The organism is Pseudomonas sp. JR33AA, from assembly GCF_021378985.1.
In the GTDB taxonomy this organism is placed as follows: Bacteria; Pseudomonadota; Gammaproteobacteria; order Pseudomonadales; family Pseudomonadaceae; genus Aquipseudomonas; species Aquipseudomonas alloputida.
In genome coordinates, this window is record NZ_JAJSAW010000011.1 from 80,818 (window position 1) to 102,218 (window position 21,401).

General features: G+C 62.5%; 17 protein-coding genes. 10 read left to right on the plus strand and 7 right to left on the minus strand.

What is annotated here, in order from left to right:
- Positions 1 to 27 precede the first annotated feature (27 nt).
- The 3 genes from LVS58_RS18010 to lysA all read right to left on the minus strand — a co-directional run bounded on the left by LVS58_RS18010 (position 28) and on the right by lysA (position 2,851).
- Entirely contained in the window at positions 28 to 963 is a 936-nt protein-coding gene (locus tag LVS58_RS18010; protein WP_233692166.1) for a FecR domain-containing protein, read from the minus strand.
- 5 nt (positions 964 to 968) lie between these two features.
- Entirely contained in the window at positions 969 to 1,469 is a 501-nt protein-coding gene (locus LVS58_RS18015; protein ID WP_233692167.1) for a sigma-70 family RNA polymerase sigma factor, read from the minus strand.
- A gap of 149 nt (positions 1,470 to 1,618) precedes the next feature.
- The gene (gene lysA / locus LVS58_RS18020) at positions 1,619 to 2,851 is read right to left on the minus strand and encodes a diaminopimelate decarboxylase (RefSeq protein WP_233692221.1); all 1,233 of its coding nucleotides are present in this window, start codon (positions 2,849 to 2,851) and stop codon (positions 1,619 to 1,621) included.
- A 120-nt stretch (positions 2,852 to 2,971) separates the two neighbouring features.
- Between lysA and LVS58_RS18025 the strand changes: the two genes are divergently transcribed.
- Positions 2,972 to 3,877 (plus strand): LysR family transcriptional regulator, encoded by a 906-nt coding sequence (locus LVS58_RS18025; protein ID WP_233692222.1) that lies wholly within the window; start codon positions 2,972 to 2,974, stop codon positions 3,875 to 3,877.
- A gap of 165 nt (positions 3,878 to 4,042) precedes the next feature.
- On the opposite strand, the gene LVS58_RS18030 is transcribed toward LVS58_RS18025, so the two are convergent.
- A complete protein-coding gene (locus LVS58_RS18030) occupies positions 4,043 to 4,396 on the minus strand; it encodes a hypothetical protein (RefSeq protein ID WP_233692168.1) in 354 nt (117 codons plus the stop codon).
- Positions 4,397 to 4,670: 274 nt separating this feature from the next.
- Here LVS58_RS18030 and LVS58_RS18035 point away from each other — a divergent pair, with 274 nt between their 5' ends.
- Positions 4,671 to 9,536, plus strand: coding sequence for an NAD-glutamate dehydrogenase (locus LVS58_RS18035; protein WP_233692169.1), 4,866 nt, complete (start codon positions 4,671 to 4,673; stop codon positions 9,534 to 9,536).
- 105 nt (positions 9,537 to 9,641) lie between these two features.
- Here LVS58_RS18035 and ppsR read toward each other — a convergent pair whose 3' ends face one another.
- Positions 9,642 to 10,460: a posphoenolpyruvate synthetase regulatory kinase/phosphorylase PpsR gene (gene ppsR / locus LVS58_RS18040; protein WP_233692170.1), complete on the minus strand. Its 819-nt coding sequence runs from the start codon at positions 10,458 to 10,460 to the stop codon at positions 9,642 to 9,644.
- Positions 10,461 to 10,651: 191 nt separating this feature from the next.
- Between ppsR and ppsA the strand changes: the two genes are divergently transcribed.
- The 8 genes from ppsA (at position 10,652) to LVS58_RS18080 (ending at position 18,875) form a co-directional block, all read left to right on the plus strand.
- Complete coding sequence (gene ppsA / locus LVS58_RS18045; protein WP_017147807.1) at positions 10,652 to 13,027, plus strand: phosphoenolpyruvate synthase; 2,376 nt, start codon at positions 10,652 to 10,654, stop codon at positions 13,025 to 13,027.
- 103 nt (positions 13,028 to 13,130) lie between these two features.
- Positions 13,131 to 14,123, plus strand: coding sequence for an alpha/beta fold hydrolase (locus tag LVS58_RS18050; RefSeq protein ID WP_233692171.1), 993 nt, complete (start codon positions 13,131 to 13,133; stop codon positions 14,121 to 14,123).
- 224 nt (positions 14,124 to 14,347) lie between these two features.
- Positions 14,348 to 14,839: a ribonuclease E activity regulator RraA gene (rraA, locus tag LVS58_RS18055; RefSeq protein WP_233692172.1), complete on the plus strand. Its 492-nt coding sequence runs from the start codon at positions 14,348 to 14,350 to the stop codon at positions 14,837 to 14,839.
- Between the two features lie 27 nt (positions 14,840 to 14,866).
- A complete protein-coding gene (locus tag LVS58_RS18060; protein ID WP_233692173.1) occupies positions 14,867 to 15,862 on the plus strand; it encodes a zinc transporter ZntB in 996 nt (331 codons plus the stop codon).
- An 87-nt stretch (positions 15,863 to 15,949) separates the two neighbouring features.
- Complete coding sequence (locus LVS58_RS18065; RefSeq protein WP_014591816.1) at positions 15,950 to 16,222, plus strand: hypothetical protein; 273 nt, start codon at positions 15,950 to 15,952, stop codon at positions 16,220 to 16,222.
- A gap of 2 nt (positions 16,223 to 16,224) precedes the next feature.
- On the plus strand, positions 16,225 to 17,049 hold the full coding sequence (locus tag LVS58_RS18070; protein WP_010953088.1) for a mechanosensitive ion channel family protein: 825 nt from the start codon (positions 16,225 to 16,227) through the stop codon (positions 17,047 to 17,049).
- Between the two features lie 113 nt (positions 17,050 to 17,162).
- Positions 17,163 to 17,729, plus strand: coding sequence for an RNA polymerase sigma factor SigX (gene sigX / locus LVS58_RS18075; RefSeq protein WP_003248665.1), 567 nt, complete (start codon positions 17,163 to 17,165; stop codon positions 17,727 to 17,729).
- 111 nt (positions 17,730 to 17,840) lie between these two features.
- Positions 17,841 to 18,875 carry an OmpA family protein gene (locus LVS58_RS18080; RefSeq protein WP_003248667.1) on the plus strand — a complete coding sequence of 345 codons (1,035 nt, stop codon included), beginning with the start codon at positions 17,841 to 17,843 and terminating at the stop codon, positions 18,873 to 18,875.
- Between the two features lie 86 nt (positions 18,876 to 18,961).
- Here LVS58_RS18080 and cobA read toward each other — a convergent pair whose 3' ends face one another.
- Positions 18,962 to 19,702, minus strand: a complete 741-nt coding sequence (gene cobA, locus LVS58_RS18085) for a uroporphyrinogen-III C-methyltransferase (RefSeq protein ID WP_233692174.1) — start codon at positions 19,700 to 19,702, stop codon at positions 18,962 to 18,964.
- Between the two features lie 27 nt (positions 19,703 to 19,729).
- Positions 19,730 to 21,400 carry a bifunctional protein-serine/threonine kinase/phosphatase gene (locus tag LVS58_RS18090; RefSeq protein ID WP_233692175.1) on the minus strand — a complete coding sequence of 557 codons (1,671 nt, stop codon included), beginning with the start codon at positions 21,398 to 21,400 and terminating at the stop codon, positions 19,730 to 19,732.
- Between the last annotated feature and the right edge of the window lies 1 nt (position 21,401).

Sequence of the window (21,401 nt, forward strand, 5' to 3'; positions counted from 1 at the left end):
TTGCGGCGAAAGTTTTTCCGCAGTTGCTCAGGCGGGCTCCACGCTCACCCAGTAGCGGCTTAAGTAGCGCACCTTCACGGGCAATGTTTTCGGCAGGTTGGCCAGGGCGATATCGGTGTCGTCGATGCGGAACGCGCCGGAAATGCTCATGGCCTGGATCGACGAGGCGCAGCGCAGCACGCCTGGCCGATAGCGCCCCAGTTCTTCGAGGAAATCGCCCAGGCGCCAGTCGTTCACGCTGAGCATGCCCTGCAACCAGGCCGTGGAGTCGGCGGGGAGGGCATGGGTGCCAAGGACGTCATCCCGGTCAAAACTCACTTGCTGGCCAGCGTGCAGTTGCAGCACGCGATCAGGGTGGCGCAGGGGGCGAACCTCGACGCTGGCCTGAAGCACGCCCACACGGGTCTGCTGCGTCAGTTTGCGGATGCTGAACGCGGTACTGCGGGCAAGTACGCTGCCGTCATCGGTGTGCACGATGAACGGGCGCTGCTGACGGTCGCTGACCGGACGCACCAGAATTTCCCCTTGATACAGCTGAATCGCCCGCACCTTCGTGTCGTAGCGCACATCCAGCGCGGTATCCACGTTCAGCTCCAGCTGTGAACCATCTTCCAGGTGCAGGGTGCGGCGCTCACCGCTGCGGTTACGTTGCTGGGCCAGCAAGGCACGATAGGGCACCTGCTCGACCGCCATCCAGCTGCCGCCACCCATGACCACCAGCAGGCCCAACACTTTCAGCATGTCACGCCGCTGCGCCTGGGCCGCGCCAAGGCCGGACAGCGCCGCCTGCGGCGGTACCATGGCCCATTGCTGCTGCAGCTTTTCTACCCGCGCCCAGGCGGCTGCGTGCAGGGGGCTGGCCTGCAGCCACTGGCGCCAGGCCTGGGTGCGGGCCTCGTTATGGGCGCCGTCGTTGAGCTGGACATACCAGGTGGCAGCGGCTTCGAGTGTCTTGAGATCCATGGGCCTCAGCCTTCGACTGCCAGCAGGCAGCGCGTCATGGCCTTGATCAGGTGATTCTTCACGGTGGTGACCGACACGCCGAAGCGTTCGGCCGCAGCGCCATAGGTCAGGCCTTCGAGTTGAACGGCCAGGAAGATGGCGCGAGTCTTGGCGCCGAGTTCGTCGAGCAGGCTGTCCACGGCCACCAGCATTTCTATGATGGACAAGCGCACCTCCGGCGATACCTCTACCGGCTCCGGACGCAGGGCCAGAGCCTGCAGGTAAGCTTTTTCGATGATACGACGGCGGGCTTTGTCGATCAGAAGTGCGCGGGCGATAGCGCTGAGGTAGTTGCGCGGCTCGCGGATCGGCAACGGGTTACGCGCGGTCATTACCCGCAGGAACGTGTCGTGCGCCAGGTCGGAAGCATCGGCGGCGTTGCCCAGGCGGGCGCGCAGCCAGCCCTTCAGCCAGCTGTTGTTTTCGCTGTACAGCTGGTGCAGGGCCTGGGGATCGAGCGTTGCCATGGCGTCAAAACCGCAATATTAATGGGAATTGATCGCATTGTCGCGAGAGGCGGGGCTTAATGCAAGGACCGCGAGCACACGCGCTGTGGGAGCGGCCTTGCGTCGCGATAGGGCCGCAAGGCCGCTCCCACAAAGCGTCGTGCAAGTGGTTAGAACCCGGCCTCAAGGCTCAGCAGGTCCTGCACCGTCTGCCGTCGGCGGATCATCCGCAGGGCACCGTTCTCGATCAGGAACTCCGGCAGCAGCGGCCGGCTGTTGTAGTTCGACGACATCGACGCGCCATAGGCCCCGGCATCGTGAATCACCAGCAGGTCGCCCACCTGTGCCTGGGGCAGGTTCTGTGGGGTCAGTTCCTGGTCATCCTGAGTGAACACGTCACCCGATTCACACAGCGGCCCTGCCACCACGGTCGGCTGCCGTGGGCGGTCCACCGGCTGGCCGTTGGCATCGAGCAGGGTCATGCCGTGGTAGGCGCCGTACATCGCCGGTCGCATCAGGTCGTTGAAGCCGGCGTCGATCATGACGAAGGTATTGCGGCCCACCTGCTTGACGGCGCGCACTTCCGCTACGAGGTAGCCCGACTCGGCCACCAGGAAGCGCCCTGGCTCGATTTCCATGCGCACGGGGTGGCCCAGCATCGCTTCGATTTCCTTGCGTGCCACCGCCCAGGTCTGGGCATAGCGCTGCAGGTCGACCGGCTTGTCGGTGTGGCGATAGGGAGTAGAAAGCCCACCGCCGATGGAAAACGCCTCGATGTCCACGCCCAGGCGGCCGATCAGCTCGATCATCGAACGGGCGACCTGTTCCAGGTGCTGGTAGTCCACCCCGGAACCAATGTGCATGTGCACGCCGACCAGGTGCAGGCCGTGGGCCTTGATGCACGCCAGCGCGTCGTTTAGCGCTTCGTGCCAGATGCCGTGCTTGCTGTTTTCGCCCCCAGTGTTGGTCTTGCGGCTGTGCCCATGGCCGAAGCCCGGGTTAATGCGGATCCACACGCGGTGGCCAGGTGAGCGTTCACCGAGCTGGCGCAGCATGTCGATGGAGCCGGCGTTGACTTCTATCTTCTCTGCCACCACCCGCTCCAGTGTGGGACGGTCCAGGGCATCGCAGGTCAGCACCACGCCGGCAGGGTCACCGTCAACGCTCGCGCCGGCGGCGAAGGCCCGCTCCATCTCACCCAGCGACACTGCGTCCAGCACCAGGCCATGGGCGCGCATCAGGCGCAGCACATGCAAGTTCGGGTTGGCTTTCTGGGCGAAGCGCACGGTGTCGAACACCTTCAGCTGCGCGACGCGCTCGGCGATGGTGCTGGCATCGTAGGCCCACAGCGGCGAGCCGTGCTGGCGAACCGCCTCGGCCAGGAGGGTGAAGGGTGCGGTCATGGTGGCGTTACTCATAAAAGGAAGACCACGAGAATGAGCGAAAGCGGCGATTCAGAAAAATATCTTTTTTTCCATGTGCCATTCATATTTGATATGGGTGCCGAGCTTGGAGGTATTGCCCTGAAACTTTCCGTCCGCCATATCGAAGTGTTCCGCGCCATTATGGCCGCTGGCAGTGTCACAGGTGCGGCGCGCCTGCTGTTCACTTCTCAGCCCACCGTCAGCCGCGAGTTGGCCCGGTTGGAGCAAGTGACCGGGCTGAACCTGTTCGAGCGCGAAGGCGGCCGCCTGGTGGCGACGGCCCAGGCGCTGCTGTTGATCGAAGAGGTCGAGCGCGCTTACGTCGGGCTGGAGCGGATCGATCGCTTTGCCCAGGCCATTCGCAACTTCGAGCAGGGCCGGCTGGCCATCACCTGCCTGCCGCTGTTCTCGCAAACCCTGTTGCCCAAGGCTTGCCAGCGCTTTCACCAGCAGCACCGAGGGGTAAGCGTGAGCATTTTGGCGCAGGAATCGCCCTTGCTGGAGGAGTCGCTGGTTGCCCAGCAGCATGACCTGGGCTTGACCGAAGTCGAGCAGATCCCGCGGGGGGCTTATGGCGAACTGTTGTTCAGCGCCAACATGGTGTGCGTACTGCCTGAGCATCACCCGTTGCAGGCCAAGGCCGAACTGGAATTGACTGATTTCCACGATATCGAGTTCATCAACCTGGCCAGGCTGGACACCTACCGACAACGCCTGGACCAGCACTTCCGCACGGCCGGGGTGAACCGTCGTACGGTGATCGAGACCACCAGTGCCGCCTCGGTGTGTGCCATGGTCAGGCAAGGCCTGGGGGTGGCGATCATCAACCCGCTCAGCGGGCTGGAGGCGGCCCAGAGCGGGTTGCCGATCCGCAGGTTACGGGTGTCGGTGCCGTACCAGGTCATGCTGATACGTCCTGACCACCGGCCGGCATCGGCAGCGGTCGAGCCGTTTTGCGAGGCGTTGCGGGCGCAGGCGCAGGCGATGCAGGCAGCGTTGATTTAAGGCCTGGCATGCTCTTTGTGGGAGCGGCCTTGTGTCGCGATAGGGCCGCAAAGCGGCCCCAGGTTTTCAGCATCACGGCAGCAAGTGCCGGGGCTGCTGCGCTGCCCTTTCGCGACACAAGGCCGCTCCTACAGGGCCCGCGCTCCCACTAGGCAGAGGCAGGGCTTAAAGCTCGCAGACCAAGGTCCCTGTCCCGGCCAGGATGTTCTCCAGGGTTTCCTTCACTTCCTCCATGTCACTCAGCTCGCTGGTCAGGTTGATTTCCAGGGCTTCATCCCCCTTCAGCGCGTCCCGGTCGCCGGCCGCCACTTCGATCAGCAGACGCTTGGCGCTCAGGGTCACTTTGAGGCCATCCAGCGTCGACGGCTCGTCATCCAGCGTCAGGTCGACGGTGTCCTCGTCCGGGTAACGGGTAAGCAGGAACATCTGACCCTTGTCGCTGTGGAAGCACAGGGTCGCCATGTTGTCTTCCTCGTCATCGCAAGGGGTGGCGAACAGCAGGGCGGTGTTGATTTGCATGAGCAGGCTCGGGTCAAGGGAAACGGAAGGGAATTCTGACAGTCTTGCGTACAGGCATAAACGTAAAGTTACCGCCCCTTGACCGAAATTGTCGCAGCGCTGCAAGCGTAGATGACCGATCAGTCGTTAAGCTTCGCCGAGCCCTGGGCGTGCCTGCGCACGTTCAACGTCTGGTTTTTACCGTGCGCCATGCCACGGGTTGGCTATCGTTGATCCGTACACGGCGCACGCAGCGACGCTTCAATTATTACAAAGCCCAAGCGGAGTACCACAGATGGCGTTCTTCACCGCAGCCAGCAAAGCCGACTTCCAGCACCAACTGCAAGCGGCCCTGGCGCAGCACATCAGCGAGCAGTCCCTGCCACAAGTGGCGCTGTTCGCCGAGCAATTCTTCGGCATCATCTCTCTGGACGAACTCACCCAGCGCAGGCTTTCCGACCTGGCCGGCTGCACCCTGTCAGCCTGGCGCATCATCGAGCGTTTCGACCCCGAATACCCGCAAGTGCGGGTGTACAACCCTGATTACGAACGCAATGGCTGGCAGTCGACCCATACCGTGGTCGAAGTGTTGCACCATGACCTGCCGTTCCTGGTCGACTCGGTGCGCACCGAACTCAACCGCCGTGGCTACAGCATCCACACCCTGCAAACCACCGTGCTCAGCGTGCGCCGTGGCGCCAAGGGCGAGCTGCTGGAACTGCTGCCCAAGGGAACCCAGGGCGAAGGCGTGCGCTACGAGTCACTGATGTACCTGGAGATCGACCGCTGCGCCAATGCCGCCGAGCTGACCGTGCTGACCCGCGAGATCGAGCAGGTGCTGGCCGAGGTACGGGTGGTGGTGGCCGACTTCGAACCGATGAAGGCCAAGCTGCGTGACGTGGTGGCGCAGGTGGAACAGACCGGCTTTGGTCCTGCCCAAAACGAGAAAGGCGAAGTCAAGGCCTTCCTCGAGTGGCTGCTGGATAACCACTTCACCTTCCTGGGCTATGAAGAATTCACCGTCAAGGGCGACGCCGATGGCGGCCAGATGGTCTACGACGAGCAGTCGTTCCTCGGCCTGCCGCGCCGTCTGCGCGTGGGCCTGACCGCAGAAGAGTTGCGCATCGAAGACTATGCCGTGGCCTATCTCAACGAGCCGCTGCTGCTGTCGTTCGCCAAGGCCGCGCTGCCCAGCCGCGTGCACCGCCCGGCCTACCCGGACTACGTGTCGATCCGCCAGCTGGACGCCGACGGCAAGGTCATAAAGGAGCACCGCTTCATGGGGCTGTACACCTCTTCGGTGTATGGCGAAAGCGTGCATGCCATTCCATACATCCGCGTGAAGGTGGCCGAAGTCGAGCGCCGTTCGGGCTTCGATCCCAAGGCCCACCTGGGCAAGGAACTGGCCCAGGTGCTGGAAGTGCTACCGCGCGACGACCTGTTCCAGACGCCAATCGACGAGCTGTTCAGCACGGTCATGGCAATCGTGCAGATCCAGGAGCGCAACAAGATCCGCGTGTTCCTGCGCAAAGACCCGTATGGCCGCTTCTGCTACTGCCTGGCCTATGTCCCGCGGGAAATCTACTCCACCGAAGTGCGGCAGAAGATCCAGCAGGTGCTGATGGAGCGCCTGAAGGCCAGCGACTGCGAGTTCTGGACATTCTTCTCCGAATCGGTGCTGGCCCGTGTGCAACTGATTCTGCGGGTCGACCCCAAGAACCGTATCGACATCGACCCGCAGCAGCTGGAGCGCGAAGTCATCCAGGCCTGCCGCTCGTGGCATGACGACTACTCGACGCTGGTGGTGGAGAACTTCGGCGAAGCCCAGGGCACCAACATCCTTGCCGATTTCCCCAAAGGCTTCCCGGCCGGTTACCGCGAGCGCTTCGCCGCGCATTCGGCGGTGGTCGACCTGCAGCATGTGCTGAACCTGTCGGAAAGCAAGCCGCTGGCAATGAGCTTTTACCAGCCGTTGACCCAGGTTGGCGAGCGCATCCTGCACTGCAAGCTGTACCACGCCGACACCCCGCTGGCGCTGTCCGATGTGCTACCGATCCTGGAAAACCTCGGCCTGCGTGTGCTCGGCGAGTTCCCGTATCGCCTGCGCCATGCCAATGGCCGCGAATACTGGATCCACGACTTCGCCTTTACCTACAGCGAAGGCCTGAGCCTGGATATCCAGCAGCTCAACGACACCCTGCAGGACGCCTTCATCCACATTGTCCGGGGTGATGCCGAGAACGACGCTTTCAACCGCCTGGTGCTCACCGCCGGCCTGCCGTGGCGCGACGTGGCCCTGCTGCGTGCCTACGCCCGTTACCTGAAACAGATCCGGCTGGGCTTCGACCTGGGCTATATCGCCAGCACCCTGAACAACCACACCGAGATCGCCCGTGAGCTGACCCGGTTGTTCAAGACCCGCTTCTACCTGGCGCGCAAGCTGACCCAGGACGACCTGGACGACAAGCAACTGCGTTTGGAGCAGGCCATTCTGAGCGCCCTGGACGACGTGCAGGTGCTCAACGAAGACCGTATCCTGCGACGCTACCTGGACCTGATCAAGGCCACCCTGCGTACCAACTTCTACCAGCCCGACGCAAACGGCCAGAACAAGTCGTACTTCAGCTTCAAGTTCAACCCCAAGTTGATCCCCGAACTGCCCAAACCGGTGCCAAAGTTCGAGATATTCGTCTATTCGCCACGCGTCGAGGGCGTGCACCTGCGCTTTGGCAACGTTGCCCGTGGTGGCCTGCGCTGGTCCGACCGTGAAGAGGACTTCCGTACCGAAGTGCTGGGGCTGGTCAAAGCCCAGCAGGTGAAAAACTCGGTCATCGTGCCGGTCGGCGCCAAGGGTGGTTTCCTGCCGCGTCGCCTGCCGCTGGGCGGCAGCCGTGACGAGATTGCCGCCGAAGGCGTGGCGTGCTACCGCATCTTCATTTCCGGCCTGCTCGACATCACTGACAACCTGAAGGACGGCGGCGTGGTGCCGCCGGCCAACGTGGTGCGTCATGACGATGACGACCCGTACCTGGTGGTGGCGGCCGACAAAGGAACCGCGACGTTCTCCGACATCGCCAACGGCATTGCCATCGACTACGGCTTCTGGCTTGGCGACGCCTTTGCATCGGGCGGCTCGGCCGGTTACGACCACAAGAAGATGGGCATTACCGCACGCGGCGCCTGGGTGGGCGTGCAGCGTCACTTCCGCGAACGTGGCATCAACGTGCAGGAAGACCCGATCACCGTCATCGGGGTCGGCGACATGGCCGGTGACGTGTTCGGCAATGGCCTGCTGATGTCCGACAAGCTACAACTGGTGGCAGCGTTCAACCACCTGCATATCTTCATCGACCCCAACCCCGACCCTGCCACCAGCTTTGCCGAGCGCAAGCGCCTGTTCGACCTGCCGCGCTCGGCCTGGAGCGACTACGACACCAGCATCATGTCCGAAGGCGGCGGGATCTTCCCGCGCAGTGCCAAGAGCATCGCCATCAGTGCGCAGATGAAGGAGCGCTTCGCCATCGAAGCCGACCGCCTGACCCCGACCGAGCTGCTTAACGCGCTGCTCAAGGCGCCGGTGGACTTGCTGTGGAACGGCGGTATCGGTACCTACGTGAAGGCCAGCACTGAAAGCCACGCCGATGTCGGCGACAAGGCCAACGATGCGCTGCGGGTCAACGGTAATGAACTGCGCTGCAAGGTAGTGGGCGAGGGCGGCAACCTGGGCATGACCCAGCTCGGCCGCGTCGAGTTTGGCCTGAACGGCGGCGCCACCAACACCGACTTCATCGACAACGCCGGCGGCGTGGACTGTTCCGACCACGAGGTCAACATCAAGATCCTGCTCAACGAAGTGGTGCAGGGTGGCGACATGACCGAGAAGCAGCGCAACCAGCTGCTGGGCAGCATGACCGACGAAGTCGCCGGGCTGGTGCTGGGCAACAACTACAAGCAGACCCAGGCGCTGTCGCTGGCCGCTCGCCGCGCCCGCGAGCGGATTGCCGAGTACAAGCGCCTGATGGCCGACCTCGAGGCGCGGGGCAAGCTGGACCGTGCCATCGAATTCCTTCCGTCCGAAGAGCAGCTGGCCGAACGCCTGGCTGCCGGCCAGGGCCTGACCCGCGCCGAGCTGTCGGTGCTGATCTCTTACAGCAAGATCGACCTCAAGGAACAACTGCTCAAGTCGCTGGTGCCGGACGACGACTACCTGACCCGTGACATGGAAACCGCTTTCCCGCCGTCCCTGGTCAGCAAGTTCGCCGAGGCCATGCGCCGCCACCGCCTGAAGCGTGAAATTGTCAGCACCCAGATCGCCAACGACCTGGTCAACAACATGGGTATCACCTTCGTCCAGCGCCTGAAGGAGTCGACCGGCATGAGCCCGGCCAACGTGGCCGGTGCTTACGTGATCGTGCGCGACATCTTCCACCTGCCGCACTGGTTCCGCCAGATCGAGGCGCTGGACTACCAGGTGCCGGCAGAAATCCAGCTCACCCTGATGGACGAGCTGATGCGACTGGGGCGCCGTGCCACCCGCTGGTTCCTGCGAAGCCGCCGCAACGAACAGGACGCCGGGCGCGATGCCGCGCACTTCGGGCCGAAGATTGCGCAGTTGGGGCTGAAGCTTGATGAGCTGCTCGAAGGCCCCACCCGCGAACGCTGGATGGTGCGCTACCAGGGCTTTGTCGAGGCCGGTGTGCCGGAGTTGCTGGCGCGTATGGTGGCGGGTACCAGCCACCTGTACACCCTGCTGCCGATCATTGAAGCGGCCGACGTTACCGGCCATGAGCCGGCGCAGGTGGCCAAGGCATTCTTTGCCGTGGGCAGCGCGCTGGACCTGACCTGGTACCTGCAGGAAATCAGCAACCTGCCGGTGGAAAACAACTGGCAGGCACTGGCCCGCGAGGCATTCCGCGACGATATCGACTTGCAGCAGCGGGCGATCACCATTTCGGTCCTGCAGATGGCCGATGCACCGCAAGACATGGATGCCCGCGTGGCGCTGTGGTCAGAGCAGCACCGGGGAATGGTGGAGCGCTGGCGCGCCATGCTCGACGACCTGCGCAATGCCACCGGTACTGACTATGCGATGTACGCGGTGGCCAACCGCGAGCTGGTCGACCTGGCCATGAGCGGGCAGGCGACGGTGGTGCCGTCCTGAGCCTTGTGGTGAGGTAAAACAAAGCCCCGGCAGTGATGTCGGGGCTTTTTTTTGCTGGGCCGGCCCTTTCGCGGGTAAACCCGCTCCTACGGGGGTGTGACAGGTTTACTTGAACCGTCTCTCCACGCCTTTTTCGACCAGGATCTTCGCCGAAATCTCTTCCACCGAAAAATGCGTGGAATTGATGTTGGGAATGTTCTCCCTGCGGAACAGGCTTTCCACTTCACGGACTTCGAATTCGCACTGGGCAAAGCTGGAGTAGCGGCTGTTGGGCTTGCGCTCGTGGCGGATGGCGGTGAGGCGGTCGGGGTCGATGGTCAGGCCGAACAGCTTGTTGTGGTGCTTTTTCAGCACCGCCGGCAGCTGCAGGCGCTCCATGTCGTCCTCGGTCAGCGGGTAATTGGCGGCACGGATGCCGAACTGCATGGCCATGTACAGGCAGGTTGGGGTTTTGCCGCAACGCGACACGCCAACCAGAATCAGGTCGGCTTTGTCGTAGTAGTGGGTGCGTGCGCCATCGTCGTTATCCAGGGCGAAATTCACCGCCTCGATGCGTTCCATATAGTTGGAATTGCCGCCGATCGAGTGGGATTTGCCCACGGAATACGACGAATGGGCAATCAATTCCTGCTCAAGAGGGGATAAAAACGAAGAAAAGATGTCGATCATGAAGCCATTCGACGTCGCCAGGATCTCGCGGATGTCCTGGTTGACAATGGTGTCGAAGATGATCGGGCGGACCCCATCCCGCTCGGCCGCAGCGTTGATTTGCTGGACCATGGCCCGCGCTTTGTCCGGCGAATCGATGTAAGGGCGGGTAAATTTGCTGAAGGGAATGCTCTCGAATTGCGCGAGCAAACTCTGGCCCAGTGTTTCGGCAGTGATACCGGTGCCGTCGGAGATGAAGAACGCGGTTCGTTTCATTTGCGATCTGGGCCTTAAGCTGATGACGATTCTTGGATATGATAAGTTCGGTTTGCCGAATGCGGCTGTCGACATTCTGCCACATTTGCAGCGCCTATTTTCCAGGTACAGGCCACAAACGCCCGGCCAAGTCATAGAAGACAGGCGGGCGCCTTTTGAGCTTTTCCAACACAGTTAGTGGAGAGATCACCTTGGTAGAGTACGTAGTTTCCCTCGATAAGCTCGGCGTCCATGATGTGGAGCATGTGGGGGGCAAGAACGCATCCCTGGGCGAGATGATCAGTAACCTCGCCGGTGCCGGCGTGTCGGTGCCGGGCGGCTTTGCCACTACGGCTCAGGCGTACCGTGACTTTCTCGAGCAGAGCGGGCTGAACGATCGCATTCACGCCGCGCTCGACGCGCTGGACGTTGACGACATCAATGCCCTGACCAAGACCGGCGCGCAGATTCGCCAGTGGGTCATGGAAGCCGAATTCCCACCACGTCTGGATTCGGAAATCCGTACGGCCTTCGCCGAAATGGCCGCTGGCAACGACAACATGGCCGTTGCCGTGCGTTCCTCGGCCACTGCCGAAGACCTGCCGGACGCCTCGTTCGCCGGCCAGCAGGAAACCTTCCTCAACATCCGCGGCGTCGACAACGTGATCCGCGCGGCTAAGGAAGTGTTCGCCTCGCTGTTCAACGACCGCGCCATCGCCTACCGCGTGCACCAGGGCTTCGATCACAAGCTGGTTGCCCTGTCTGCCGGTGTGCAGCGCATGGTCCGCTCCGAAACTGGCACCGCCGGCGTCATGTTCACCCTCGATACCGAGTCGGGCTTCCGCGACGTGGTGTTCATCACTGGCGCCTATGGCCTGGGCGAAACCGTCGTACAGGGTGCAGTCAACCCTGACGAATTCTACGTGCACAAGAACACCCTGCAGGCCGGTCGTCCGGCCATCCTGCGCCGTAACCTGGGCAGCAAGGCGATCAAGATGGTCTATGGCGAAGAAGCCAAGGCCGGCCGTTCGGTCAAGACCGTCGAAGTCGACCGCGCCGAGCGCGCACGCTTCTGCCTGACCGATGCCGAGGTCAGCGAGCTGGCCAAGCAGGCCATGATCATCGAGCAGCACTACCAGCGCCCGATGGACATCGAGTGGGCCAAGGACGGTGACGACGGCAAGCTGTACATCGTCCAGGCCCGCCCGGAAACGGTGAAGAGCCGTTCCAGCGCCAACGTCATGGAACGCTACCTGCTCAAGGAGAAAGGCACCGTGCTGGTCGAAGGCCGTGCCATTGGCCAGCGTATCGGCGCCGGCAAGGTTCGCGTCATCAACGACGTATCGGAAATGGACAAGGTCCAGCCGGGCGACGTACTGGTGTCCGACATGACCGACCCTGACTGGGAGCCGGTGATGAAGCGCGCCAGCGCCATTGTCACCAACCGCGGTGGCCGTACCTGCCACGCGGCGATCATCGCCCGTGAGCTGGGGATCCCGGCGGTTGTCGGTTGCGGCAACGCTACCCAGGTGCTGAAAGACGGCCAGGGCGTGACCGTTTCCTGTGCCGAAGGCGATACCGGCTTTATCTTCGAAGGTGAACTGGGCTTCGACATCAAGCAGAACTCGGTCGATGCCATGCCGGAACTGCCGTTCAAGATCATGATGAACGTCGGCAACCCGGACCGCGCCTTCGACTTCGCCCAGCTGCCCAACGCCGGTGTCGGTCTGGCACGCCTGGAGTTCATCATCAACCGCATGATCGGCGTGCACCCCAAGGCGCTGCTGAACTATGCGGGGCTGCCTGCCGACCTGAAAGACAGCGTCGACAAGCGCATCGCCGGCTACAACGACCCGGTCGGCTTCTACGTCGAGAAGCTGGTAGAAGGCATCAGCACCCTGGCGGCGGCCTTCTACCCGAAAAAGGTCATCGTGCGCCTGTCGGACTTCAAGTCCAACGAGTACGCCAACCTCATCGGCGGCAAGCTGTACGAGCCGGAAGAAGAAAACCCGATGTTGGGCTTCCGTGGTGCTTCGCGTTACATCAGCGAGTCGTTCCGTGACTGCTTCGAGCTCGAGTGCCGTGCACTGAAGCGTGTGCGCAATGAGATGGGTCTGACCAACGTCGAGATCATGGTGCCGTTCGTACGCACCTTGGGCGAAGCCAGCCAAGTCGTCGACCTGCTCGCCGAAAACGGTCTGGCCCGCGGCGACAACGGCCTGCGCGTGATCATGATGTGCGAACTGCCGTCCAATGCCATCCTCGCCGAAGAGTTCCTGGAATACTTCGACGGCTTCTCGATCGGCTCCAACGACCTGACCCAGCTGACCCTGGGCCTGGACCGTGACTCGGGCATCATTGCCCACCTGTTCGATGAGCGTAACCCTGCGGTGAAGAAGCTGCTGGCCAACGCCATTGCCGCGTGCAACAAGGCCGGCAAGTACATCGGCATCTGCGGCCAAGGCCCGTCGGACCACCCGGACCTGGCGAAGTGGCTGATGGAGCAGGGCATCGAAAGTGTGTCGCTGAACCCGGACTCGGTACTCGAAACCTGGTTCTTCCTGGCCGAAGGCCAAGGCGCGGCCTGATGCAGTAAAACGCGGGGGGACGTCTGGCGTCCTCCCGCCTGGTTTTTTTCCAGGGCGAGCTCCAGCAATGGACCCCGCCCTTTTTTGTGCATCAAGCAACCTTATGCAAAGCAGTAGCACTCTATTCCCCGTGGCCCTGCTCAGTGCCGAGCGCCGCGGCGATCTCAGCGAAGACGTGTATCGGATCAAGGCCGGTAACGGCCCGGACCCCAGCGTCGAGCTCGCCGTCACCCGTCTGGGGCTGGCCGACCAGGGGCAGGCTCAAGGCGTGCCGGTCATTCTCCTGCACGGCAGTTTTTCCAATCGGCGCTTCTGGTATTCGCCCAAAGGGGTTGGCCTGGGCGCCTACCTTGCGCGCGCCGGTTTCGATGTCTGGATCCCGGAAATGCGAGGCCACGGCCTGTCGCCGCGCAACCTTGCCTGGAAGCACAACAGCGTTGCCGACTATGCCCGTGATGACCTGCCGTTGATCAACGCGTTCGTGCGCGAGCAATCGGGCCAGGCGCCGCACTGGGTGGGCCATTCGCTGGGTGGTACGACATTGGCGGCAGCGCTGGGTGGCGGCTTCCTGGAGCCCGGTCAGGTCGCCAGCGTGGCGCTGTTCGGCACCCAGATCAGCCGTGTCTATTGGCCGTTGAAAGTGCCGCCGCTGGCCTGGGGGGCGAAGCTGGTGCTCAAGCGCTGGGGGCAGATATCCGGGCCACGTTTCAAGCGTGGGCCTGAAGACGAGCCGATAGGCCTCGCCCTGGAGAGCATGCGCTGGCACGGCCTGTTCGGGCGCTTTGGCGACAAACAGAACGATTGGTGGGCTGGGCTGGCTGAAGTGGATGTACCGCTGCTGGCAGTGGCCGGCGCAGGGGACTTCCAGGACCCGGTATGGGCCTGTCGCAAGCTGTTCGAGCAGTTGGGTGGCGAGCGCAAGCAGTTCCTGCGGCTGGGGCTTGAAGAAGGTTTCGAGGCCTTTGGGCATGTCGACATGCTGGTGAGCAAGGCCGCCCAAGTGCAGGTGTGGCCGCTGGTGGAGCGCTGGCTGCGCAACCCGCTGCTGCCGGTGCATGCGTCCACTGTCGTTGCGCAACCGGTGCGTGCCAGCTGACTTTGCCGTACCTGTTATGGCCTCTACGCCTGTAAACCCGCGCCTACCACGGCGGTGGACCCACATCGGGGGTTGGACACAACCTGTCGTAGGAGCGGGTTCACCCGCGAAAGGGCCGGTACAGGATGAAACCAAATGACTGCCCGGTCCCGGATGACTACGACAGCCTTCAAGGTGTAGCCTTGGCCGATACCCGCTTTCGTTGTGACTGACAGGAGCTTCCCATGCAGCATTACGTAACGCCCGACCTGTGTGACGCCTACCCGGACCTGGTACAAGTGCTGGAGCCGATGTTCAGCAATTTCGGTGGCCGCGATTCGTTCGGTGGCCAGATCGTTACCATCAAGTGTTTCGAGGACAATTCGCTGGTCAAGGAGCAGGTCGAACTCGACGGCAAGGGCAAAGTGCTGGTGGTCGATGGCGGGGGGTCGCTGCGCCGTGCGCTGCTCGGCGACATGCTCGCCGAAAAAGCCGCAAAAAACGGTTGGGAAGGCTTGGTGATCTACGGTTGTGTGCGTGATGTCGACGTGCTGATCCAGACCGACGTTGGCGTGCAGGCCCTGGCCAGCCACCCAATGAAGACCGACAAGCGCGGTATCGGCGATCTCAACGTGGTGGTGACCTTCGCCGGGGTAACCTTCCGCCCGGGCGAATATGTATATGCCGACAACAATGGCGTGTTGGTTTCGACAAGCCCGCTGAAAATGCCGGAGTAATGCGCCGCACGCGCTGATGGAGCTTTGATGTTCGAGGAAGACAACGCGCAGTGGGGGCTGGTGCATGCCCTGGTGCTCGATGGCAAAGGCGGCGCGCGCTCGATTGCCCGTACCGAACTGGACGACCTGCAGTTGCAACCGGAGCAGAGCCTGTGGCTGCACTGGGACCGCAGCCATCCGCAAACCCGCTCCTGGCTGCTGCACGACAGCGGCCTGAGCGAGTTCGCCTGCGAGCTGCTGCTGGAAGAAAACACCCGGCCGCGCCTGCTGCCCATGGCGGACGAACAGCTGTTGCTGTTCCTGCGGGGGGTCAACCTCAACCCGGGTGCCGAGCCCGAAGACATGGTTTCGGTACGTATCTTTGCCGAGCCGCAGCGGGTTATCTCGCTGCGCCTGCGGCCGTTGCGCGCCAGCGATGAAGTGCTCCAGCTGCTGGAACAGGGCAGGGGACCGAAATCGGCCTCAGAACTGCTGTTGTTGATGGGTGAGTTGCTGACCGAAAAGGTCCAGGGCCTGGTCAGCGACCTGGCCGAGCTCGTCGACCTGGAGGAAGAAAAGGTCGAATCCGACGAGCGGTATACCCCGGAGCAGGGTAGCCTGCAGCAGATCCGTCGGCGTGCCGCGGGCTTGCGCCGCTTTCTCGCCCCGCAACGGGAAATCTACGCCCAGTTGTCGCGCAGCAAATGGAGCTGGTTCGCCAATGCCGACGCCGATTACTGGAATGAGCTCAACAACAGCCTGATCCGCTACCTCGAAGAGCTGGAACTGGCCCGCGAACGCGCAGCGCTTGTCCTGGAAAGCGAGGACCGGCGGCGCAGCGAGCGGATGAACCGCACCATGTACCGCTTTGGCATCATCACCTGCATCTTCCTGCCCATGAGCTTTGTCACCGGGCTGCTGGGCATCAATGTCGGCGGCATCCCCGGGGCGCAAAACCCTTTGGGCTTCCTGTTCGCCTGCATTGTCGTGCTGGGGTTGGCCGCAGGGCAGTGGTGGCTGTTCCGTCGGTTGCGATGGGTATAGCTGTGCATTTTGAAACATTCGTGCCAATGGGATGTGTGACCCATCGCCCGGCCATCTCGTCTCTTGCTGACACTGCGCGAGGTGCCCATGCACGATCCGTTTGAAGAATCCCTGCGCGACCTGCTCAAGGCGTCACCCTCCGGCAATGACCGGGACGACCGGGACGACGCCGCTTGCCTGGGTCGCGTGCTGAAAACCGCCAACCGCCAGGTTGGCGCGGGTGATCTGTTCAGCCTGCTTGGCCGTTGGAGCCAGGCGCTGCTGATTGCCGTGAACAATGGCTCGGCGCATGTTGCGCCGGTGCGTCGACACTCTTCCCGCAACGCTGCCACCGGCAGCAAAGCAGATAAGGCCGATTGAATATGGAACTCGATCTCTGGACCCAGAGCCTGGTCACCGCGATGACTGCCCTTTGGACCAAGGTAGCGAACTTCATCCCCAACCTGTTCGGCGCGCTGGTCGTGGTGCTGCTCGGTTTCGTGGTGGCCAAGCTGCTCGACACGCTGCTGTCCAAACTGTTGGCCAAATTTGGCCTGGACCGCCTGATGGCCGGTACCGGCCTTACCAAAATGCTCGGCCGGGGCGGCATCCAGGTGCCGATCTCGACCCTGATCGGCAAGATTGTCTACTGGTTCGTGCTGCTCATCTTCCTGGTCTCGGCCGCCGAATCGCTGGGCCTTGAGCGGGTTTCGGCCACCCTCGACATGCTCGCCCTGTACTTGCCCAAGGTGTTCGGCGCGGCCCTGGTGCTGCTGGCCGGCGTGCTGCTGGCGCAGGTGGCTAACGGCCTGGTGCGTGGCGCTGCCGAAGGTATTGGCCTGGAATACTCGGCGGGCCTGGGGCGTATCACCCAAGGGCTTGTGATCATCATCAGCATATCGGTGGCCATCAGCCAGCTGGAAGTGAAAACCGACCTGCTGAACCACGTCATCGTTATCGGGCTGATTACCGTTGGTCTGGCCGTTGCCTTGGCCATGGGCCTTGGCAGTCGCGAAATTGCCGGGCAGATCCTGGCCGGCATCTACGTGCGCGAGCTGTACCAAGTGGGCCAGCAGGTGCGGATTGGCGAGGTCGAAGGGCATATCGAGGAGATCGGTACGGTGAAGACGACGCTGCTGACCGATGATGGCGAACTGGTGTCGCTGGCTAACCGCGAGCTGCTTGAACAGCGCGTCAATAGCCGCTAACCGCACAAAAGCTGTTAATGTATGCCGCCGCGAAATTCGACCCACGGGGTCGCGCGGCGACATTGACCTGACTGTCGGCCAGATCCGTTTTGAATAAAGTTCATTCGCCGCCCATGCGCTATGACCCCCGCGAGCTCACAGATGAAGAGTTGGTGGCGCGTTCGCATGAGGAGCTGTACCACGTTACCCGCGCCTATGAGGAGCTCATGCGGCGCTACCAACGGACCCTGTTCAACGTCTGTGCGCGTTATCTGGGGAACGACCGTGACGCGGACGATGTCTGTCAGGAAGTGATGCTGAAAGTGCTGTACGGGCTGAAAAACTTCGAGGGTAAGTCGAAGTTCAAGACCTGGCTCTACAGCATCACCTACAACGAGTGCATTACCCAGTACCGCAAGGAGCGCCGCAAGCGTCGGTTGATGGATGCCTTGAGCCTGGACCCTGTTGAAGAGGCGTCCGAAGACAAGGCTCCAAAGCCGGAAGAAAAAGGCGGGCTGGACAAGTGGCTGGTGCATGTGAACCCGATTGACCGGGAAATTCTGGTGCTGCGTTTTGTCGCAGAGCTGGAGTTCCAGGAAATTGCCGACATCATGCACATGGGCCTGAGCGCGACGAAAATGCGTTACAAGCGCGCGCTAGACAAGCTTCGAGAGAAATTTGCCGGCCTTGATGAAACTTAGTGGCGTGCAAATATCTCTAACGAACCGGCGAGTTCTGCTAAACTCGCCGTCGAGTTGTCCCTCTTGTTTGTGGTGGGACTGCTTAACTATCACCAGATGGGGATTTAACGGATGAAATTGAAAAACACCTTGGGCTTGGCCATTGGTTCGCTTGTAGCCGCCACTTCGATTGGCGCTATGGCACAAGGTCAAGGCGCCGTCGAGACTGAAATCTTTTACAAGAAAGAATTCTTCGACAGCCAGCGCGACTTCAAGAACGACGGCAACCTGTTCGGCGGCTCGATCGGTTACTTCCTGACCGACGACGTTGAGCTGCGTCTGGGCTACGACGAAGTGCACAACGCTCGTGGCGAAGACGGCAAGAACATCAAGGGCTCGAACACCGCCCTGGACGCCGTTTACCACTTCAACAACCCGTACGACGCTATCCGTCCGTACGTTTCCGCTGGTTTCTCGCACCAGTCGCTGGGCCAGACCGGCCGTGGCGGTCGTGACCACTCCACCTTCGCCAACGTTGGCGCTGGCGCCAAGTGGTACATCACCGACATGTTCTATGCCCGTGCCGGCGTAGAAGCTCAGTACAACATCGACCAGGGCGACACCGAGTGGGCCCCGAGCGTTGGTGTTGGCCTGAACTTCGGCGGTAGCCCGAAGCAAGCTGAAGCTGCTCCTGCTCCAGTTGCTGAAGTCTGCTCCGACTCCGACAACGACGGCGTGTGCGACAACGTCGACAAGTGCCCAGACACCCCGGCCAACGTTACCGTTGACGCTGACGGCTGCCCGGCTGTTGCCGAAGTCGTTCGCGTTGAGCTGGACGTCAAGTTCGACTTCGACAAGTCGGTCGTCAAGCCTAACAGCTACGGCGACATCAAAAACCTGGCTGACTTCATGAAGCAGTACCCACAAACCACCACCGTGGTTGAAGGTCACACTGACTCCGTGGGTCCAGACGCTTACAACCAGAAGCTGTCCGAGCGTCGTGCCAACGCTGTCAAGCAAGTGCTGACCCAGCAGTACGGCGTAGAATCCAGCCGTGTTGACTCGGTTGGCTACGGCGAAACCCGTCCGGTTGCTGACAACGCCACCGAAGAAGGCCGTGCTATCAACCGTCGCGTTGAAGCTCAGGTAGAAGCCCAGGCCAAGTAATTGGTTTGACGCTTCATGAAAAACCCGGCCTCGGCCGGGTTTTTCTTTGCCTGGGGTTTACCCGGCCTTGAAGGCTGCTCCTGCAGTCAGCCTGCGATTGCGATCCGCCCCACAGCCTGCTGCTCCCCAACCACCTCCCCAATCACCAAGATTGCCGGGCTACGCAAGCCAAACTCCCGGGCAGCTTCCACCATTCCCTGCACATCGCTTCTGCATTCCCGCTGCTGCGGCAGCGAGGCATTTTCGATCATCGCCACCGGCATTCCCGGTACCATCCCTCCCGCCAACAATCCCTGGCGCACCTGTTCCAGCCGCGCCACCCCCATGTATACCACCAGCGTTGTCCCGCCCTGAGCCAAGGCCGCCCAGTTGAGCTCGCTGTCGTCCTGGGTGTGGGCCGTGACCAGCGTCACCCCTCGGCTTACGCCCCGTGAAGTCAGGGGTATCCCGCATTGCGTGGCCCCGGCAAGGCCGGCGGTGATGCCATTGATCACCTCCACCTCGATGCCATGTCCGTGCAGCCACAGTGCCTCCTCACCGCCACGGCCGAAGATGCAAGGGTCGCCGCCCTTGAGCCGCACCACGCAACGGCCCTGTCGTGCGTGGCGCAGCATCAGGCGCTGGATGAACGCTTGCGGTGTAGAGCGGCAGCCGCCGCGCTTGCCCACGGTCATTACCCGGGCCTGCGGGCAATGCTCGAGCACTGCCGGGTTGACGAGGTCGTCGACCATGACCACGGCAGCTTGCTGCAACGCACGCACTGCCTTGAGGGTGAGCAGTTCAGGGTCACCAGGGCCGGCACCGACCAGCCATACTTTTGCATTCATCGGAGTTTCCCCATCGGCAAGGTGCGTTCAGCCCTTGAGCAGGGTGAACAGCAGTATCAGATTTATCAGCAACGACATCAGCGCCAGGGTGCGCCACACCTTCAGCGGCTCGCGCTCCAGCAGCGGTCGGGGTCGGCTGGGTAGTTCCTGGCGGTCGCCGCGTTCGAGCAGCAGCAACCAGTGTTCGGCGGTTTCGAAGCGCTGCGCCGGGTCGCTCGCAACAGCCTGCAGCAGGTTGTGCTGCAGCCATTCCGGCAGGTCGGGGCGGTAGCGCGCGGCGTTGACCGGCTGGCCGAAGCGTGGGCGCTGGAAGGCCTCCACCTCACCGTACGGGTAGTGTCCGGTCAGCAGGTGGTACAGGGTCACGCCTACTGCATATAAGTCCTGACGCGGGCTGGGCGGGTGGCCGTCGAATGCTTCCGGGGCGATGTACGACGGCGTGCCGGGCAGCTCGTGCAGCGGGTCTTCGGACAGGCCGGGGCAATAAGCCAGGCCGAAGTCCAGCAGGCGCAACTGGCCATCGCGGCCCAGGTGCAGGTTGTCTGGCTTGATATCGCGGTGCAGCAAGTTGCGCCGATGCAAAACACCGACTGCCTGCAGCAGTTGCCGGGCAACTTCCAGCCATTGCGGCAAGGGCAGCGGGCCTTGTTCGGCCAGCAACATCGCCAGGTTTTGGCCGGGATATTCGCGCATCACGTAATACAGGTGCTGGCGCTGACTGGCGGTGTGTAGTTCGGGGAAGTGCCGGCCGGCGATGCGGCGCAGAAACCACTCTTCCAGCAACAGCCCTTGTGCCGCCCCCGGTTCCTGTTCGCGTGCAGTGGGCAGGGTCTTGAGCAGCCAAGGCTGGTTCTGGCTATCGCGCACTTTGTACAGCAAGGACTGGCGGCTGTGCGCATGCAGTGTCTCGACCTGCCAGCCGTCGATCACCTGGCCTTCGCGCAGCGGGCCCGGCACTGGCCATTGTTGCAGTTGCGCCAGGGTATCGCCCAGGTTAGCCGTGCCCAGTTGATCGACTTGCACCAGCAAGGCGCTGGCGTTGTCCTTGCTGCCGTTGAGGTGGGCACTGGCCACCAGGGTGTCGGCAGCCAGTTGCAGGTCAGTTTGCTCGCGCAGCACGGCCTGGATGTGCCCTTCGCCCAGGCTGGCCCAGACCCCGTCGCTGAGCAGCAGGAAGCACTCGCCCGGTTGCAGCTCGCCTTCCAGGTAATCCACCAGCAGGTGCTGGTCCAGGCCCAGTGCCCGTTTCAGTACATGCTGCATGCCCGGTTGGTCCCAGACATGGTCTTCGCTCAGGCATTGCAGCGTCCCCTCATGCCAGCGGTACACCCGGCAGTCGCCTATATGAGCCAGGGTAAAGCGTCGGCCGCGCAACACCAACGCGCTGAGCGTGGTCAACAACGGCTGGCCGCTGCCTTGGGCGCGCAACCAGCGGTTTTGCGCCAGCAGCAGGCGGTCGAGGGCCTGGGCCACGCTCCAGGTGGCCGGCGTGGCGTAGTAATCCAGGGCCAGTGCCTGCAAGCTGGCGCGTGCCGCCAGGCCGCCGTCGGCACATTGGCTGACGCCGTCGGCCAGGGCGAACAGGTAGCCTTTGCTGGCGGCCAGTTCGGGCGCTGGCGTCACCAGGCGCAGGGCGTCCTGGTTTTCCGCGCGCGGCCCGGTGGCGCTGGCCTGGGCAAAGCTCAGCTGCAGGCTCATT